Origin of the sequence: Altericroceibacterium xinjiangense (assembly GCF_003958635.1) — a bacterium.
GTDB lineage: Bacteria > Pseudomonadota > Alphaproteobacteria > Sphingomonadales > Sphingomonadaceae > Altericroceibacterium_A > Altericroceibacterium_A xinjiangense.
The window spans coordinates 34,667-50,856 of record NZ_RSEK01000006.1; the positions used below are offsets into that span (position 1 = coordinate 34,667).

The following is a 16,190-nucleotide window of genomic DNA, read 5'->3' on the forward strand; positions in this document are numbered from 1 at the left end:
CCCTGCGGCGGGATTACAGCAAGCGCGCCGCGCCCTGCCCGATCTCTGCGAAATAGCTGATCATCGCATCGGCTGCGGTGTCGGTCAGCTGGATGAAGGCGCGGCGCTTGTCGCTCGCGTCCTCGACTCGTTCCAGCAGGCCCGTCTGGGTCATCTGGGTAATCCAGCGCAACGCTGTGGTCGGCGGCACCCCACTGGCGATGCAAAGCGACGTCACCGAAACGCGGGTATCTTCGACCCGGGCAGCTGTCAGGTCCAGCAGCATGTCCCACGCGGGGTCGGCGAACAGGTTCGCATCGAAGTACCGCGAGCGCAACTGGCGCTGGCGGATAATGCGCCGGATCAGGCGTGCGTCGGGCAGTTCGGCGCGGCCCCGCTTGGCTTCCGGCTCGGCAACCGGCTCATCGTCCGGCCGTTCCACCACCGCCGCCTGCACTGCGTCGTAGGGGCCAATCTTTTCCAGCCGGTCGGCAATATGGCCGACTTGCTCGAACAAGCGCATTAGGGTCAGGCGATCTTCCTGTGAGAGTTCCCGCACCCGCGCACCGGACGCACGAGCCAGCACCTGGCCGATGGCGACCGCTCGTTCTGCCCGCCGCGCATCGACCAGTATCTGGGGTTTGGTCCGTCCGAAGCACGGGTACACGTCGTCCAGCGCAGCAATGGTGGTGCAGACGATCAGCTCCGCACCCGTCCGCGCGACTTCCGTGTCCAGCCGGGTCAGGGCGGACAAAGTGGCTTCATCGGCTTCCGGGCAGTCGAACACGACAAGCTCACCGGTCAGGCGCCCCTCGCCCTGCATCAGGGTAGAAACGGGACCTGAGACGCGCACGTCCACCCCCGCTGCCTCGAGATCCTCAGCCAGTTCGGCCAGCATCAGGCGACGGTCGGAAAAGACGGAAGCGTCCAGCCGGGCACCGCGACCGGAATTGGCAGGTGCATACTCGAAATCCGCGTTAGCCACCGGTGGACTTCCCTTCACCAATTCGCCTGAACCCCGTCGTTCGAAGGAATTCTGCCGTTTGTGCCCAAACTGTCAATCGGCAAACGGATCGCGCACCAGGATCGTGTCGTCGCGCTCCGGACTAGTCGAGACGCTGGCAACCGGGCATTCGATCAATTCCTCGATGCGGCGGATGTACTTGACCGCCTGAGCGGGAAGCTCGGCCCAGCTGCGCGCTCCGGCGGTTGTCTCGCTCCAGCCGGCCATTTCTTCGTAGACGGGCTCAACCGCTGCCTGCGCCGCGGCGTTGGAGGGGAGATAATCGATGATTTCCCCGTTCAGACGATATCCGGTGCAGATCCGGATTGTCTCGAAGCCATCCAGTACGTCCAGCTTGGTCAGGGCGATGCCGGTCACACCCGAGATCGCACAGCTTTGCCGCACGATTACCGCGTCGAACCAGCCGCAGCGCCGCTTGCGCGCGGTGACGGTGCCGAATTCATGCCCTCTGCGGCCCAGCAACTCGCCGGTCTCATCCTCAAGCTCCGTCGGGAACGGGCCGGAACCAACACGCGTGGTGTATGCCTTGACGATCCCCAGTACGAAACCGGCCGCGTTCGGCCCCATTCCGGAGCCGGAGGCAACCGTCCCGCTGACGGTGTTGGAGCTGGTGACGAAAGGATATGTCCCGTGATCCACATCAAGCAGCACGCCTTGCGCGCCTTCGAACAGAATGCGCGCGCCGTCCCGCTTCGCATCGCGCAACCGCTTCCACACAGGCTGGGCGAACTGCTGCACGAACGGGGCGATCTGGCGCAACTGCTCCAGCAGTTCCGCCCGATCGAGCGGCGGCTGGTCGAAGCCGGCGCGCAGGGCATCATGGTGGGCAAACAAGCGATCGAGCTGCGGGTCGAGCGTTTCGAGATGGGCCAAGTCGCACACGCGGATTGCCCGGCGGCCAACCTTGTCCTCGTACGCCGGTCCGATGCCGCGCCCGGTGGTGCCGATCTTGCCCTTGCCGGCCGCCGCCTCCCGCAGGGAATCGAGCTCCCGGTGCAGCGGCAGGATCAGCGGGCAGTTGTCCGCGATGCCGAAGTTGTCGGGACCGATCGAGACCCCCTGCCCTTCGAGCCGGGTAATCTCGTCCCGCAACGCCCAGGGATCGAGCACGACGCCGTTGCCGATCAGGGACAAGGTGCCGGTGACGATGCCGGACGGCAGCAAGCTCAGCTTGTAGGTGGTGTCCCCGACCACCAGCGTATGCCCGGCGTTGTGTCCGCCCTGGAAGCGGACGACGACATTGGCGCGGCTTGCAAGCCAGTCGACGATCTTGCCTTTGCCTTCATCGCCCCACTGGGCGCCAATCACGGTCACATTGGCCATTGCACTGCTTTCTTCCGGGAAACCTGCCGCGCACTAGAGAAACCTGAAGAGCAGAGCAACCTGAGCCGGTACGCAAAGGGGTGGATCAATTCGCAGAAAACCTTGGAAGGCCGATGGCTCAGCTTACGAGAGCGAGCTGCACGCGCCCGGTTCCGCTGTTCAGGATTCCGACCTCTCGCGCGGCGGCCTTGGACAAGTCGATCACGCGCCGACCGACATAAGGACCGCGGTCATTGACTCGCACCACCACGGCGTCGCCTGTGCGGACATTGGTCACGCGCAACTTGCTGCCCATCGGCAGCGACCGGTGCGCTGCAGTCAGGTGGTTCGGATTGAACGGCTCGCCGCTCGCAGTCGGATTTCCGGCCAGTTCTTCGCCGTAATAGCTCGCCTCGCCCTGCCCGATGCTTCGTTCGGCGCTCGTGCCCACCTCGGGCGCAAGCGTCGGAGCCACTCCGGCAATTCCGCGCCCAAGCGGGGTCACCTCAGGCTCCGATTCCGCCCGAATGGTCGTAAATGCGAGAATTGCACAAAGCAGGAGGAGAACGACGAGGGCAGCAGAAAGAAATGCCCTCTGCTGTTTCAGCGCTACATAAGCGCGAAGCCGTTCTCGTCGGCTGGGAAGCCTAGAATGACTTAGATCGTGTTCAGTATCATTGAAATATAAAGTACCCATGTTAATGGTACGTTTATATCATCTATTGGTTCCGAATTAAGACCTGTTCTCAACATCTTAGAAGTCTTTGATGCTGCATCATCCAAGTTGTTGGATCAGGCTGCCTACAAATTCTATAGCTTCACCGCTTGTGCATCTTGCAGGCAATGCGTGCAGCCGAGTTCAGCGGGATACTCGCGCTCTGAAAGAGCCGCCACGGTGCGCCAGCCCTTGCCGCGCAAGGCGGCGGCCGCTGCCACATCATGACCGAGGGGAAGGAACACCGAAGGCCGGGATTCCGATACCGTCATCGCTTCAACCAGCGGATCGGGAAACAGGGAGAACCCGGTCGCCGGCTCATCCGCGCCCCGGATATGATATGTTCCGCCGCGACCAAGCGCGCCGCGCACGCCTTCGGCGTAAAGCATGAAGCCGAACCAGCTCTGGTATTCGAACCCGTGCCGCTCCGTCGGGTCCAGCGTCAGCCGCACTCCGTCCCCGATCCTTGCCGCAATCTGCTGGAGTCCTTCTATCCGGCTGTCGAGCGCGCCCCCCGCGCCCACTTCGCTCAGCCGCCGGATCGCATCCTCAAAGGGGCCGGTGGCATAGAGCAGCGGCAGATAGGCTTCTCCGCCGACGGCTTTCAGACCGCCGACATCCTTGCCATCAAGCTCTCGCCGGACGTCTTCTATCTGCTCCGGTGCCAGCGGCAGCGCCTCCGCAGCCAACGTATCGACTAGGTCCGGCAGAGTGAAATCGACCGAGATTCGGGTAGCTCCTGCCCGCGACAGCGCTTCAACCGCGACGCTGACGATCTCTGCCGCAGCGGCCACGCTGTCGCTGCCGATCAACTCGGCGCCGATCTGCAGGCTTTCCCGCCGGGGATCGAGCGTATCCCCCGTGATCCGCACCACCGGCCCGGAATAACACAGCCGCAGGGGCCGCGGGGCCGACGCAAGGCCGGTCGCAGCGATCCGGCCAACCTGAACGGTAATATCCGACCGCAGCGCCAGCGTGCGCAGGCTACGGGGATCGACGAACCGGAACATCCGGCGCGGCTGGACCCCTTCCATCCGCATCGCCATCGACTTTTCGAATTCGATCAGCGGCGGGCGCACGAAATCGTAGCCGTGAGCGTCCATGACTTCCAGCATCCCGCGCTCAATCCGCGCTAGCGCGGACGCATCGGGAGGCAGCCGGTCTTCTAGACCTTCGGGCAGGAGATTGCAGGTCGGATCGATCATGGCGGCTCCCCTATCTCACATCCCCATTCCCGCGAAAGCAGGAATCCGTGGCCGGACTGGCGACCCTCGCAATGCCGCGGGTCGCCAGTCCCGTTACATCAGAACGCCAGCGCCTTGACGGTCTTGACGCCCTGCAGCTTGCACGCCTTGTCGATCACGTCCTGCGGGATCGCCTGGTCGACTGACAGCAGCAGCACCGCTTCGCCGCCAGCATCGCGCCGGCCAAGATGGAAGGTGCCGATATTGATCCCGTTCTCACCCAGCAAGGAGCCGATCCGGCCGATGAAGCCGGGCGCGTCCTGGTTGACGATGTACAGCATGTGCCCTTCAAGATCCGCCTCGATCCCGATGCCGAAGATCTCCACCAGGCGCGGTGCGTTGCTGCCGAACAGCGTGCCGGCGACCGAACGGTCCCCCTGGCTGGTCGAGACGGTGACGCGCACCAGCGTGTGGTACACGCCTTCCCGCGTGTTGCGGATTTCGCGCACTTCCATGCCCCGCTCCTTCGCCAGGAACGGTGCGTTCACCATGTTCACGCTTTGGGAAAACTGCTTCATCAGACCCGAAAGCACCGCGGCGGTGATCGGCTTCTGGTTAAGCTCGGCCGCAGCGCCCACCGATTCGATGCTGATCTTGGGCAGATTGCCATGGGCAAGCTGCCCGATCAGCGAACCCAGCTTTTCGGCCAAGGCCATGTACGGCTTCAGCTTCGGCGCTTCCTCGGCGCTGAGCGACGGCATGTTGAGCGCGTTGGTGACGCCGCCGTTGACCAGGAAATCGGCCATCTGTTCAGCCACCTGCAGCGCCACGTTGACTTGCGCTTCGGTGGTCGAGGCGCCGAGGTGCGGAGTGCAGATGAAGTTCGGCGTCCCGAACAGCGGGCTTTCCTTGGCCGGCTCGTCCTTGAAGACGTCAAGCGCGGCCCCGGCGATGTGACCGCTGTCCAGCAGGTCCTTCAGCGCAGCCTCATCGATCAGGCCGCCGCGGGCGCAGTTGACAATCCGCACGCCCTTCTTGGTCTTTTCCAGCCGATCGCGGTTGAGGATGTTCCGCGTCTGATCGGTCAGCGGGGTGTGCAGCGTGATAAAGTCCGCCCGGGAAACCAGGTCTTCAAGGTCGGCCTTCTCCACGCCCAATTCGATCGCGCGCTCCTCGGTAAGGAACGGATCGTAGGCCAGCACCTTCATCCGCAGGCCCAGCGCGCGGGACGCGACGATCGAGCCGATGTTGCCCGCGCCGATCAGGCCCAGCGTCTTGCCGGTGACTTCGACGCCCATGAACGCGTTCTTCGGCCACTTGCCTTCCTGCGTCTGCGCGTTCGCTTCCGGTATCTGCCGGGCGAGCGCAAACATCAGCGCAATCGCATGTTCGGCAGTGGTGATCGAATTGCCGAATGGAGTGTTCATCACCACCACGCCCTGTGAAGAGGCGTAAGGGATGTCGATGTTGTCGACGCCGATCCCGGCGCGGCCAATCACCTTCAGTCTGGGCGCAGCGTCGAGAATTTCCGGCGTCACCTTGGTGGAGGAACGGATCGCGAGACCATCGTACTGGCCGATGATTTCCTTCAGTTCCTCCGGCGTCTTGCCGGTGATCACGTCCACGTCGCACCCGCGCTCCTGGAAAATGCGCGCGGCGTTGGGATCCATCTTGTCGGAAATGAGAACTTTGGGCTTCGTCATGGGGAATTCCTTTGTCTCGCGTTCCCCGCAAATGCAGGAATCCAAGGCTGACAAGGCAGCTGTGTGAACCGGATCCCCACGCTTGCGGGGCTGCGAGTTAAGAGTTCAGGCGTCTTCGCGAAGGGAGGCGTAGGCCCAGTCGAGCCACGGGCCGAGGGCCTCGATATCGGCGGTGTCGACCGTTGCGCCGCACCAGATCCGCAAGCCCGCCGGGGCATCGCGGTATCCGGCGATGTCGTAGGCGGCGTCCTGGTCTTCCAGCAGCTTGGCGAACTTCTTGATGAAGTCGGCGTCCGCGCCTTCTACTGTCAGGCAGACGCTGGTGTTGGAGCGGATCGCCGGGTCCTGAACCAGGTTTCCAAGCCAGTCGCGGTCCTCCACGATCTTCTGAAGCGCCGCCGCGTTTGCGTTGGCGCGCGCCTTCAGCGCGTCCAGCCCGCCGATCGACTTGGCCCACTCTAGCGCGAAGATCGCATCTTCCATCGCCAGCATCGAAGGCGTGTTGATCGTCTCGCCCTTGAAGATACCCTCGATCAGCTTGCCGCCCTTGGTCATGCGGAAAATCTTGGGCAGCGGGCGGTCAGGGGTGTAGCTTTCCAGCCGTTCAACGGCGCGGGGACCCAGGATCAGCACGCCGTGCGCGCCTTCCCCGCCCAGGACCTTCTGAAACGAGAAGGTCAGCACGTCGATCTTGTTCCAGTCGATGTCCTGCGCGAACACGGCGCTGGTGGCGTCCGCAATGCAAAGGCCTGCACGGTCGTCGGCAATCCAGTCGCCGTTCGGCACCTTCGCGCCCGACGTCGTGCCGTTCCAGGTGAAGATCACGTCGTTCGACCAATCGACCTGCAACAGATCGGGGATCTGGCCATAATCGGCCTTGAGCACCGTCGTATCCAGCTTCAGCTGCTTGACCGCGTCGGTGACCCAGCCTTCACCGAAGCTTTCCCACGCGAGCAGGGTAACCGGCCGGACCCCAAGCATCGTCCACATCGCCATCTCGACCGCGCCGGTGTCCGACGCAGGCACGATGCCGACCCGGTGGCTGTCGGGTACGCGCAGCACTTCGCGGATCAGGTCGATGGAATACTGGAGGCGCGTCTTGCCAAGCTTCGAGCGGTGTGACCGTCCGAGCGATTCCGTGGCCAGCTTGTCGCAGGACCAGCCCGGCGGCTTTGCGCAGGGACCGGAAGAAAAGTAAGGGCGCGCAGGCTTGCGCGCCGGAATATTCGTATCAGTCATGTAGTCTCTCCTCGCAGAGAGCTCGCGCGGCGTTGGGACCGCGTGGCCCGGGGTGCGCAATAAACATGCTGCCCGACAAGTCAACCCGGCAACGATCGTGCAGGAACTCCGCACGAACCCGTATCGGGTTTCCGCCCTGCGCCGAATGGTTTAGCCCTCACCGCCGAGGATGGGTCGATGATACGCAACTGCATAACCACGATCGGCGCTGCACTTCTTGCCGGTTGTTCCATGCTGCCGGGAGGCGATACCCCGAAGCAGGAGGCCGCGGCGCCGATCGCCCGCAGCCCCGCGGGTGCCCAGTGTCTGGCCGATCTCCAGAGGAGCGAGGCGACCTTCACCCCCCTGCCGGATCGTTATACAGGCCAGGGCTGCTCGATGCTCAACACCGTCCAGCTGACTCGGTTACGCAGCGATGTGGGCGAACCGGTGATGACGAACCTCGGCCCCGTCGCGTGTCCGGTTGCCAGCGCTTTTGCCGGCTGGGCCCGCTTCGGCGTCGACCGGGCAGCGCAGCAGATCCTGGGCAGCCCGCTCAAGGCGATTGAGACCTACGGCAGCTATGTCTGCCGTAACGTGGCGGGAACCAGCCGCCGCTCGGGCCATGCGACCGCCAGTGCGATCGACATCGCCGCTTTCGTGCTGGAAGATGGGCGGCGGATAAGCGTGCTGAACGGCTGGAACGGCGGAACTCGCGCTGAGCAGGAGTTTCTCCGCACCGTCCACCGCAGCGCCTGCAAGCGCTTCGCTACCGTGCTGGGTCCGGACTACAACGCCGCCCACGAAAACCACCTGCACATCGAAGGCGTAGCCTCGCGCCGCGGTTTCTGCCGCTAGGGTCGTCAGGAAATCGGCGGAAGATCGGCCGGGCGACTGAGTGGCCCAGGACATGAAAAACCCGCAAAGGACCCCTGCGAGAGGAACAATTCGCAGGAGCACTTTGCGGGCTGTCCCGCCAAGCGGAACACCGTGGCAGGCAGGGTCAGCTACGGGGCGGCATAGCCGCTGAAATACGCAACTGGAGCGGTCTTGCGACCGCCCCAGCCCCGTCCCGTGGCATTGTTCCCCCTGCCCTGGTTCCTTGTTTCAGTTGATGCGGTTTTCGATCGCGCTCGGGCGCATGAACGGCGCCGGGATCGATGCACGATCCTCCAGCCGGGCGTCCATCCGCAGGCGAACGGCGGCGGCCGGGTGGGCAGCGCCGATCTTGTCCATCATCTTGGCGCGATGGATTTCGACCGTGCGCGGGCTGATGTGCAGTTCGCGGGCGATGGCCTTGTTCGAATTGCCTTCGGCCAGCAAGTCCAGCACTTCGCGTTCGCGCTTGCTCAGGCTGCTGACGATCCGGCGTGCTTCCACCATCTTGCGGCGGGCCTTGGACTGAGCCTGGGCTTCCTGCTGCACGCGTTCCATTACTTCGGCAAACTTGTCCCGGGCAACCGGAACCTTGAGATAATCGAGGGCACCGTTCTTGATAGCTTCGACAATTTCATGAACGCGGGGATTTTCGGCAGCGAGGAGAAGCGGAAGCCAGATACCGGTCTGGGTCATCTGGTCGATGAACGCGGCGGTCCCTTGCGGGATGGTGTTCTGGGTTACCACGACCACCCCGTCGCAGGGCGTTCGGACGAACAACCCCTCCGGACTGGCATAGACCTCGGCATTGAAGCCCAAGGCTGCGGCGGTGCGGGCCAGCTCGGCACGAAGCGTGCTTTCGGTGGCGACGATGTGGATGGTGAAGGGCTGTTCCATGAGCCTCTGTTGCCCGCGATCTTTCCGACATGCATCCGATACAAAAACCATTTCGAATGCATTCTGTCGGCTCAACGCAACAACTGACCTATATCCGCCCCAAAGATTAACCGGAGTGGAGCTTTCTACGCGTTTGCCCCCTAGGTGTCAGTGCGTATTCGGGTTTCTCAGGGCTTGAAAATCCGGTTTTTCGTCCAGCGAATCGCTGAAGGGAAACCGTGGGAGGGAGTGGAACGCGCTGCGCAACGCCTCGCTCCACGCGGATGAAAGAGCGTCGAAGTAGGGGTCCCCCTGATCGATCCGCTGCGGGTGCCGGGGCACGCATTCGTCCCGCCCGATCACCAGCAGGTCCAGCGGGAGCCCGACCGAGAGGTTCGCCTGGAGCGTGGAGTCGAAGCTGACCATCAGCAGCTTGATTGCTTCCTCGAAGCTCATCTGCCGGTCATAGGCGCGGACCAGGATCGGCCGGCCGTACTTGGTTTCCCCGATCTGGAAGAAGGGCGTGTCCCAGCTGGCTTCGATGAAGTTGCCTTCCGGGTAGAGCATGAACAAGCGCGGCTCCTGCCCCTTGATCTGCCCCGCCAGAATCATGGATGCCGCGAACCGGCCGGTTCCGGTCTGTCCGTTCTCCGCCTGTGTCTCGCGCACCGTGTCGCGCAGGATGCGCCCGATCTCGCCCGCGATGCGGAACATGGTCGGCAGTTCGAACAGGGAATTCTGGCGGTCCTCCGGTGCCTTGCTGCGTTCTTCCAGCTGGCTTACCACTGCCTGTGTCGTGGCAAGATTGCCGGCCGTCATCAGCGCAACCACCCGCTCTCCCGGGATGGACCAATGGAACATCTTGCGGAAAACCGAAATGTTGTCGACGCCGGAGTTGGTGCGGGTGTCGCTCATCAGCACAAGGCCGCAATCGAGCATCATCCCAACGCAGTAGGTCATTTCTTCTCCTGTAAACCGTCCGCCCCGAACGGGCCGGGCGCGCTTACTGTTCCGCCTGCTGCTGTTCCACTGCAAGATTGACCGTCAGGCCCTCTGCCGAAGCGCCAAGGCTGGTCCCCAGAACCGGGGCGGCTTCGCGGTAATCGCGCCCGCTGGCGAGGCGCACATAGCGCGGATCGGGACTAATGCCATTGGAAACGTCAAACCCGACCCAGCCTAGCCCAGGAACGTGCCCTTCCGCCCAGGCATGGGTGGCGCTCTGATCCACCCGGTCATCCATCATCAGGTACCCGCTGACGTAGCGCGCCGGAATTCCGAGGAAGCGCGCCGCTGCGATGAAGATGTGGGCGTGGTCCTGGCAAACCCCGCACCCCCCGGAAACCGCTTGTTCGGCGGTGGTTTCCACCCCGGTACGTCCGGTTTCGTAGCGCACCCGATCGCGGATGCGGGCAGACAGCCCGTGCAGCAGGTCCAGACGGCCGCCATTCTGGTCCAGCCCCTCCACCAGTTTTCTCGTGCCCGGCCCCGGCCGGGTCAGGTCCGTCGCCCCGAGGAACGCCCACAGAGGCATGTGCCCGGAGTGCTGACCGATCACCCCCGCTTCATCCTGGGTCATCACCGTTCCTGAACAGGTGATGACGACATCCTGCGCATCCTGCGTCACGGACAGCAGCATTACCCGATTGCAGTTTTGGTCCTCGTAGGAAAATTCCTCCCGCGCATTCTCGTAATCGAACGACCAGTCGAGGACACGCTGCCCCTGGGTGCCCTTGGGAAACAAGCGCAGGCGCTGCAGCCCGTGCTTGACCGGCCGATCGAACCGGTAACGCGTGGTGTGGCGGATGGCGAGACGCATGACGTGCAGGTTCCCTCAATCGAGAAAGCGGTATTCCTCCGCGATCGTGTGGGCCAGCCTCTGGTTGGAGACGATGAAGTCGATCAGGAATTCATGCAAACCGCGATCGAATACTTCGTCGATCGTCCAGCGGGCAAGCTTCAGGTCCGCGTCCCGCAAGCAGGCATGTGCGGCCCCCTCTTCCCCGTGAATCCGGGCCAGCCGCGCGAGGTTGCTGCGCATGGCAGCGTAGCAGAACGAAAGGCTGCGCGGGAACCGATCGTCCAGGATCAGGAATTCGGCGATCGAACGGGCATCCATTCGTCCGGCGTTGAGCCAGCGGTAAGCGCGATCCCCGGAAAGCGAGCGCAGCACGTGATCCCATTGCGCAGTGTCGAGCGGCATGCCGACGTGAGCAGGCGACGGGAGCAGCACGTAATACTTCACATCCAGTATTCGCGCGCTGTTGTCCGCTCGTTCCAGCAAAGTGCCAATCCGGCTGAAGCAATAGATCTCGTTCCGCAGCATCGAACCATAGGTGGAGCCGCGCACTAGGCTGGACTGGCGCCGAACCGCGGCGAGCGCCGTTCCCAGGCTGCTGGCCCGCACCGGCTTGGCCAGCAGGTCGCGCAGGGTCATCCAGCCTTCGTTGATTGCTTCCCACACTTCGGCGGTGATTGCGGAACGGCAGGCCCGCGCGTTGTTGCGCGCGCGCTCGATCATCGTCAGCACGGATTCGGAGTTGTCCCGTGAGCGCAGCACGAAATCGCACACCTGCGGGCCGTCATAGCCACGATGAGCCTCGTCGTACGCCTTCAGTTGCCCGAGCGTGGTAAGAACGGACCGCCACTCCTCGTCCGCGGCCGTAATCCCGCGCGTCAGGGCCATGCGATTGCCGGCTTCCAGCAGGCGCGCAGTATTCTCCGCGCGTTCGAGATAGCGGTAGATCCAGAATATGCCGTGAGCCACGCGGGCAAGCACCGGGGGGGGCTTGTCGTTCATTCGCTAAGCACCCAGGTGTCCTTGGTCCCGCCGCCCTGGCTGGAGTTCACCACCAGCGATCCCTTCTTCATCGCCACCCGCGTCAGGCCGCCCGGCACGATTTCGACGCCTTGCGGCGACACGAGCACGAATGGACGCAAGTCCACGTGCCGCGGAGCCAGGCCCTTGTTGGTGAACACCGGGCAGGTGGACAGCGCCAGAGTCGGCTGTGCGATATAGTTTTCCGGATGGGCTTCCAGTTTCGCGCGAAACTGGCGGATATCGCGCTTTGAAGCCGTCGGCCCGATCAGCATTCCATACCCGCCCGAACCGTGGACTTCCTTCACCACCAGTTCTTCAAGGTTGTCCAGGACGTACTTCAGGCTTTCAGGATCGGCGCAGCGCCAGGTTTCGACGTTGGGCAGCAAAGGCCGCTCACCCGTATAGAATTCGACGATTTCCGGAATGAAGGAGTAGATCGCCTTGTCGTCCGCGACGCCCGTTCCCGGCGCGTTGGCGATGGTAATGCGTCCGGCGCGATAGGCGTCCATCAGTCCGGGCACCCCCAGTACGCTGTCGGGCTGGAAACTCATCGGATCGAGGAAGGCATCGTCGATGCGGCGGTACAGCACGTCCACCGGACGAAACCCTCGCGTGGTGCGCATCTGCACTCTTCCGTCGACCACGCGCAGATCGCCGCCCTCAACCAGTTCCGCCCCCATCTGGTCAGCGAGAAACGCATGTTCGAAGTAGGCCGAGTTGTAGTGCCCCGGAGTCAGCACAGCAACCGCCGGCTTGTCCCCGGCGCACTCAGGTGCGCAGGCCGCCAGGCTCTTGGCCAGCCGCCGCGGATAGTTCGACACCGGCTGCACGTTCACCCGGGTGAACAGTTCCGGGAACATGCCCATCATCGTCTCGCGGTTCTCCATCATGTAGGAGACGCCGCTGGGCGTGCGGGCGTTGTCTTCCAGCACCAGAAATTCGTCCGGACCGGTCCGCACCAGGTCGATGCCAAGAATATGGGTATAGACGCCGCCGGGCGGCTTCAGGCCCACCATTTGCGGCAGCCAGGCCGCATTGTGGCGCAGCAGCTCTTCCGGCAGGCGGCCGGCGCGGACGATTTCCTGCCGATGGTAGAGATCGTGGATGAAGGCGTTGATCGCCCGCACCCGCTGCTCAATCCCGCGCGACAACCGTCGCCATTCACTGGATGAAAGGATCCGCGGGACCATGTCGAACGGGATCAGGCGTTCTTCCGCCTCTTCCCCGCCGTAAAGATTGAAGGTGATGCCCGTGCGGCGGAACACGCTTTCCGCTTCGAAGCCTTTGCGGCGCGCCCAGCCGGGGTCCTGCTCATCCAGCCAGCGCGCATATTCCCGATAGGGGGCACGGACCGTCCCGTCCGGCTCATGCATCTCGTCAAAATTGGCCGGGCCGCTCATGGTTCTCCCTTGCTGCAATGCACCGTGACATGATTGTGGCGCGTTGCCAAGGACCTGCCTCAGTCGAGGTTCACTTCCCGGAGCACTGTCCAGATGGATTCCGGCGAGTAGGCGAAACCCAGGTGAGTGCAGTGCAGGGCCACTGCCCGGTCCCGCTCCCCCTCCCGGCCACACGATGCGTCCGGGGCGACAATCCCGTCTCGCGGGCTCCACAACGCCACTGTTTCCACCGGCGGCTTTTGCGGCACGTTGCAGGTGACGGGCGGTTCCTCGACCGAGTGCCCGGTGACGAGGTGATAAAGCCGCCAGGCGTTGTTGGCGTGTGGATCACCGGAGAATGGCGATCCCATTGTAACGACCTTTTCCACTGCGTGAGGATGGAGCTTGGCCATTTCCCGTGCGAAGACCCCCCCGAGGCTCCAGCCGACGAGCACCAGCTTGCGGCCGTGCTTGCGGTGAAGCGCCTCGACGCGCAACGAGAGGACATCGAAGTTCTCCTCCGTCGGCCCGAAATTCCAGCCAAGCCCCCAGTCGTGGACCGTGTGCCCTGCCTGCTCCAGCGCCCGGGCCATGCCCCGCATCCTGCCGGGATGCGTGAAGAACCCGGGCAGCAGCATCACCACCCCGGGGCGCCGGGCCGGCTCAACCATGATCTCCTGTTTCCGGAAGAGCTGGATGAAGACGTCCAGTTCACCCAGCCGGTGCCGCAGCGGCGGTCCCTTCACGCCCTGCGGCGGCTTACGGCAGACCAGCGCTGCTCGCCGCATCGCGCCTTGAAGGAAGTTGCCCTGCGTCATTGCGTGTCTGTCTGCTTCACCGTCCGATTGCACCGCGCGCGCTCAGCCCCCATATTCACGGGATGACCGAACTTGTCATTCGCCGAGGTCTGGCAGAGCCCGACACGTCCGGCAACTTCACGCCTCATAAACCCGCGCGCCCGGAAAAGAGCCAGGGCGGCAAGCCGTTCACGCTGGTGTCCGATTACCAGCCCGCCGGCGACCAGCCCACTGCGATCGGAGACCTGACAGCGGCGGCGAACGAGGGTGAAAAGACGCAGGTCCTGCTCGGCGTTACCGGATCGGGCAAGACGTTCACCATGGCCAAGGTGATCGAGGAACTGCAGCGCCCCGCGCTGATCCTTGCCCCCAACAAGATCCTTGCGGCCCAGTTGTACGGCGAGTTCAAGAGCTTTTTCCCCGACAACGCGGTCGAATACTTCGTCAGCTACTACGACTACTACCAGCCCGAAGCCTACGTCCCCCGGTCGGACACCTACATCGAGAAGGAAAGCTCGGTGAACGAGGCGATCGACCGGATGCGCCACTCCGCCACCCGCGCCTTGCTGGAACGGGATGATGTGATCATCGTCGCTTCCGTGTCCTGCCTCTACGGCATCGGCTCCGTCGAAACGTACTCCGCGATGATCTTCGACCTCAAGAAGGGGCAGGAAGTCGATCAGCGGGAAATCATCCGCAAGCTCGTCGCCTTGCAGTACAAGCGCAACGATGCCGCCTTCGCCCGCGGCAACTTCCGCGTGCGCGGCGACAATCTGGAGATCTTTCCCTCCCACTATGAAGACACGGCGTGGCGCGTCAGCTTCTTCGGCGACGAGATCGAGGAGATATCCGAATTCGATCCGCTGACCGGCAGCAAGGGCACCAGCCTCGATACGATCCGCGTCTACGCCAATTCGCACTACGTCACGCCCGGGCCGACGATGAAGCAGGCGTCCGAGGCGATCCGGTTCGAACTGGCCGAACGGCTGAAGGAATTGCACGCCGAAGGCCGCCTGCTCGAAGCCCAGCGGCTGGAGCAGCGCACCCATTTCGACCTTGAGATGATTGCGGCGACCGGCAGCTGCGCGGGCATTGAGAATTACTCCCGCTTCCTTACCGGCCGCCTGCCGGGCGAACCCCCGCCGACCTTGTTCGAATACCTGCCGGACAATGCGCTGCTGTTCGTGGACGAAAGCCACCAGACCGTGCCTCAGATCGGCGCGATGTCGAAGGGGGACCACCGCCGCAAGATCACCTTGGCCGAATACGGTTTCCGCCTGCCGTCGTGCATCGACAACCGCCCGCTGCGCTTCAATGAATGGGACGCGATGCGCCCGCAGACGTTTGCGGTTTCAGCCACGCCCGGCCAGTGGGAAATGGATCAGACCGGCGGCGTCTTTGCCGAACAGGTGATCCGTCCGACCGGGCTGATCGATCCGCCGGTAGAAATCAAGCCGGTGGAAGACCAGGTACAGGACTGCATCAACGAAGCGCGGATCACCGCGCAGAGGGGCTACCGCACGCTCGTCACCACGCTGACGAAACGAATGGCGGAAGACCTGACCGAGTTCATGCACGAACAAGGGCTCAGGGTGCGCTACATGCACTCCGACGTCGAAACCCTGGAACGCATCGAGCTGATCCGCGACTTGCGGCTGGGCGTCTATGACGTGCTTGTCGGCATCAACCTGCTGCGCGAAGGACTGGACATTCCCGAATGTGGGCTGGTCTGCATCCTCGATGCCGACAAGGAAGGTTTCCTGCGTTCGGAAACCTCGCTTATCCAGACCATCGGCCGCGCTGCCCGCAACGTGGAAGGCCGGGTGATCCTTTATGCGGACCGGATTACCGGCAGCATGGAACGGGCGATGGCGGAAACCGACCGCCGCCGCGAAAAGCAGCGCGCCTACAACGAAGAGCACAACATCACCCCGTCGACGATCAAGCGGCGGATCGCCGACATCGTCGCCGACACCGCCAGCCGCGACGGCGTGCTGATCGAAACGGGAGACGAGGAACGCAACAACCTCGTCGGGCACAACCTGCGCGGCTATATCGAGGATCTGGAAAAGCGCATGCGCAACGCCGCCGCGAACCTCGAGTTCGAGGAAGCCGGCCGCTTGCGGGACGAGATCCGCCGCCTGGAAGCCGACGAACTGGGCCTTCCCGATGCGGAAAAGAAAGCCCCGATCGTCGGCCGCTCCAACGAAGGTAAGCCCGGCACGCGGAAAACGCGCTACGGCAAGACGCAGAAGAAGTGGGGGCGGTAAGGACCGGCCCGGTTTCGCCCTGCTTCCGACCGTTCCGCCTGACAGGACT

The 16,190-nt window shown here is 63.6% G+C and carries 14 protein-coding genes; 2 read left to right on the forward strand and 12 right to left on the reverse strand.

Annotated features, from left to right (window positions below):
• Positions 1–13: 13 nt before the first annotated feature.
• The 6 genes from ELY13_RS08545 to ELY13_RS08570 all read right to left on the reverse strand — a co-directional run bounded on the left by ELY13_RS08545 (position 14) and on the right by ELY13_RS08570 (position 7,146).
• Complete coding sequence (locus tag ELY13_RS08545; RefSeq protein ID WP_241233605.1) at positions 14–964, reverse strand: helix-turn-helix domain-containing protein; 951 nt, start codon at positions 962–964, stop codon at positions 14–16.
• Between the two features lie 72 nt (positions 965–1,036).
• A complete protein-coding gene (locus ELY13_RS08550) occupies positions 1,037–2,326 on the reverse strand; it encodes an adenylosuccinate synthase (RefSeq protein ID WP_126173493.1) in 1,290 nt (429 codons plus the stop codon).
• 118 nt (positions 2,327–2,444) lie between these two features.
• A complete protein-coding gene (locus tag ELY13_RS08555) occupies positions 2,445–2,810 on the reverse strand; it encodes a septal ring lytic transglycosylase RlpA family protein (RefSeq protein ID WP_241233606.1) in 366 nt (121 codons plus the stop codon).
• Between the two features lie 305 nt (positions 2,811–3,115).
• The gene (locus ELY13_RS08560; protein ID WP_126173495.1) at positions 3,116–4,225 is read right to left on the reverse strand and encodes an ATP phosphoribosyltransferase regulatory subunit; all 1,110 of its coding nucleotides are present in this window, start codon (positions 4,223–4,225) and stop codon (positions 3,116–3,118) included.
• 98 nt (positions 4,226–4,323) lie between these two features.
• A complete protein-coding gene (gene serA / locus ELY13_RS08565; RefSeq protein WP_126173496.1) occupies positions 4,324–5,907 on the reverse strand; it encodes a phosphoglycerate dehydrogenase in 1,584 nt (527 codons plus the stop codon).
• 105 nt (positions 5,908–6,012) lie between these two features.
• Positions 6,013–7,146 carry a phosphoserine transaminase gene (locus tag ELY13_RS08570; protein WP_126173497.1) on the reverse strand — a complete coding sequence of 378 codons (1,134 nt, stop codon included), beginning with the start codon at positions 7,144–7,146 and terminating at the stop codon, positions 6,013–6,015.
• 177 nt (positions 7,147–7,323) lie between these two features.
• On the opposite strand from ELY13_RS08570, the gene ELY13_RS08575 reads away from it, so the two are divergent.
• Positions 7,324–7,983 carry an extensin-like domain-containing protein gene (locus tag ELY13_RS08575; RefSeq protein WP_126173498.1) on the forward strand — a complete coding sequence of 220 codons (660 nt, stop codon included), beginning with the start codon at positions 7,324–7,326 and terminating at the stop codon, positions 7,981–7,983.
• Positions 7,984–8,232: 249 nt separating this feature from the next.
• On the opposite strand, the gene ELY13_RS08580 is transcribed toward ELY13_RS08575, so the two are convergent.
• From ELY13_RS08580 to ELY13_RS08605, 6 genes are all read right to left on the reverse strand, one after another.
• A complete protein-coding gene (locus ELY13_RS08580) occupies positions 8,233–8,898 on the reverse strand; it encodes a response regulator transcription factor (RefSeq protein WP_126173499.1) in 666 nt (221 codons plus the stop codon).
• Positions 8,899–9,045: 147 nt separating this feature from the next.
• On the reverse strand, positions 9,046–9,837 hold the full coding sequence (locus ELY13_RS08585; protein WP_126173500.1) for a proteasome-type protease: 792 nt from the start codon (positions 9,835–9,837) through the stop codon (positions 9,046–9,048).
• A gap of 43 nt (positions 9,838–9,880) precedes the next feature.
• On the reverse strand, positions 9,881–10,693 hold the full coding sequence (locus ELY13_RS08590) for a transglutaminase family protein (protein WP_126173501.1): 813 nt from the start codon (positions 10,691–10,693) through the stop codon (positions 9,881–9,883).
• A gap of 15 nt (positions 10,694–10,708) precedes the next feature.
• Positions 10,709–11,653: an alpha-E domain-containing protein gene (locus ELY13_RS08595; RefSeq protein ID WP_126173633.1), complete on the reverse strand. Its 945-nt coding sequence runs from the start codon at positions 11,651–11,653 to the stop codon at positions 10,709–10,711.
• A 17-nt stretch (positions 11,654–11,670) separates the two neighbouring features.
• Positions 11,671–13,095 (reverse strand): circularly permuted type 2 ATP-grasp protein, encoded by a 1,425-nt coding sequence (locus ELY13_RS08600; protein ID WP_126173502.1) that lies wholly within the window; start codon positions 13,093–13,095, stop codon positions 11,671–11,673.
• Between the two features lie 59 nt (positions 13,096–13,154).
• A complete protein-coding gene (locus ELY13_RS08605; protein WP_126173503.1) occupies positions 13,155–13,892 on the reverse strand; it encodes an esterase/lipase family protein in 738 nt (245 codons plus the stop codon).
• A 62-nt stretch (positions 13,893–13,954) separates the two neighbouring features.
• On the opposite strand from ELY13_RS08605, the gene uvrB reads away from it, so the two are divergent.
• Positions 13,955–16,141 carry an excinuclease ABC subunit UvrB gene (gene uvrB, locus ELY13_RS08610; protein WP_126173504.1) on the forward strand — a complete coding sequence of 729 codons (2,187 nt, stop codon included), beginning with the start codon at positions 13,955–13,957 and terminating at the stop codon, positions 16,139–16,141.
• The last annotated feature ends 49 nt before the right edge of the window (positions 16,142–16,190 follow it).

Excerpts from the sequence above, each read along its gene's own strand:
- ELY13_RS08585 (WP_126173500.1), bottom strand. The coding sequence starts at position 9,837 with ATGACCTACTGCGTTGGGATGATGCTCGATTGCGGCCTTGTGCTGATG.
- uvrB (WP_126173504.1), top strand. The coding sequence starts at position 13,955 with ATGACCGAACTTGTCATTCGCCGAGGTCTGGCAGAGCCCGACACGTCC.
- ELY13_RS08575 (WP_126173498.1), top strand. The coding sequence starts at position 7,324 with ATGATACGCAACTGCATAACCACGATCGGCGCTGCACTTCTTGCCGGT.
- ELY13_RS08570 (WP_126173497.1), bottom strand. The coding sequence starts at position 7,146 with ATGACTGATACGAATATTCCGGCGCGCAAGCCTGCGCGCCCTTACTTT.
- serA (WP_126173496.1), bottom strand. The coding sequence starts at position 5,907 with ATGACGAAGCCCAAAGTTCTCATTTCCGACAAGATGGATCCCAACGCC.
- ELY13_RS08590 (WP_126173501.1), bottom strand. The coding sequence starts at position 10,693 with ATGCGTCTCGCCATCCGCCACACCACGCGTTACCGGTTCGATCGGCCG.
- ELY13_RS08600 (WP_126173502.1), bottom strand. The coding sequence starts at position 13,095 with ATGAGCGGCCCGGCCAATTTTGACGAGATGCATGAGCCGGACGGGACG.
- ELY13_RS08580 (WP_126173499.1), bottom strand. The coding sequence starts at position 8,898 with ATGGAACAGCCCTTCACCATCCACATCGTCGCCACCGAAAGCACGCTT.
- ELY13_RS08550 (WP_126173493.1), bottom strand. The coding sequence starts at position 2,326 with ATGGCCAATGTGACCGTGATTGGCGCCCAGTGGGGCGATGAAGGCAAA.
- ELY13_RS08605 (WP_126173503.1), bottom strand. The coding sequence starts at position 13,892 with ATGACGCAGGGCAACTTCCTTCAAGGCGCGATGCGGCGAGCAGCGCTG.
- ELY13_RS08560 (WP_126173495.1), bottom strand. The coding sequence starts at position 4,225 with ATGATCGATCCGACCTGCAATCTCCTGCCCGAAGGTCTAGAAGACCGG.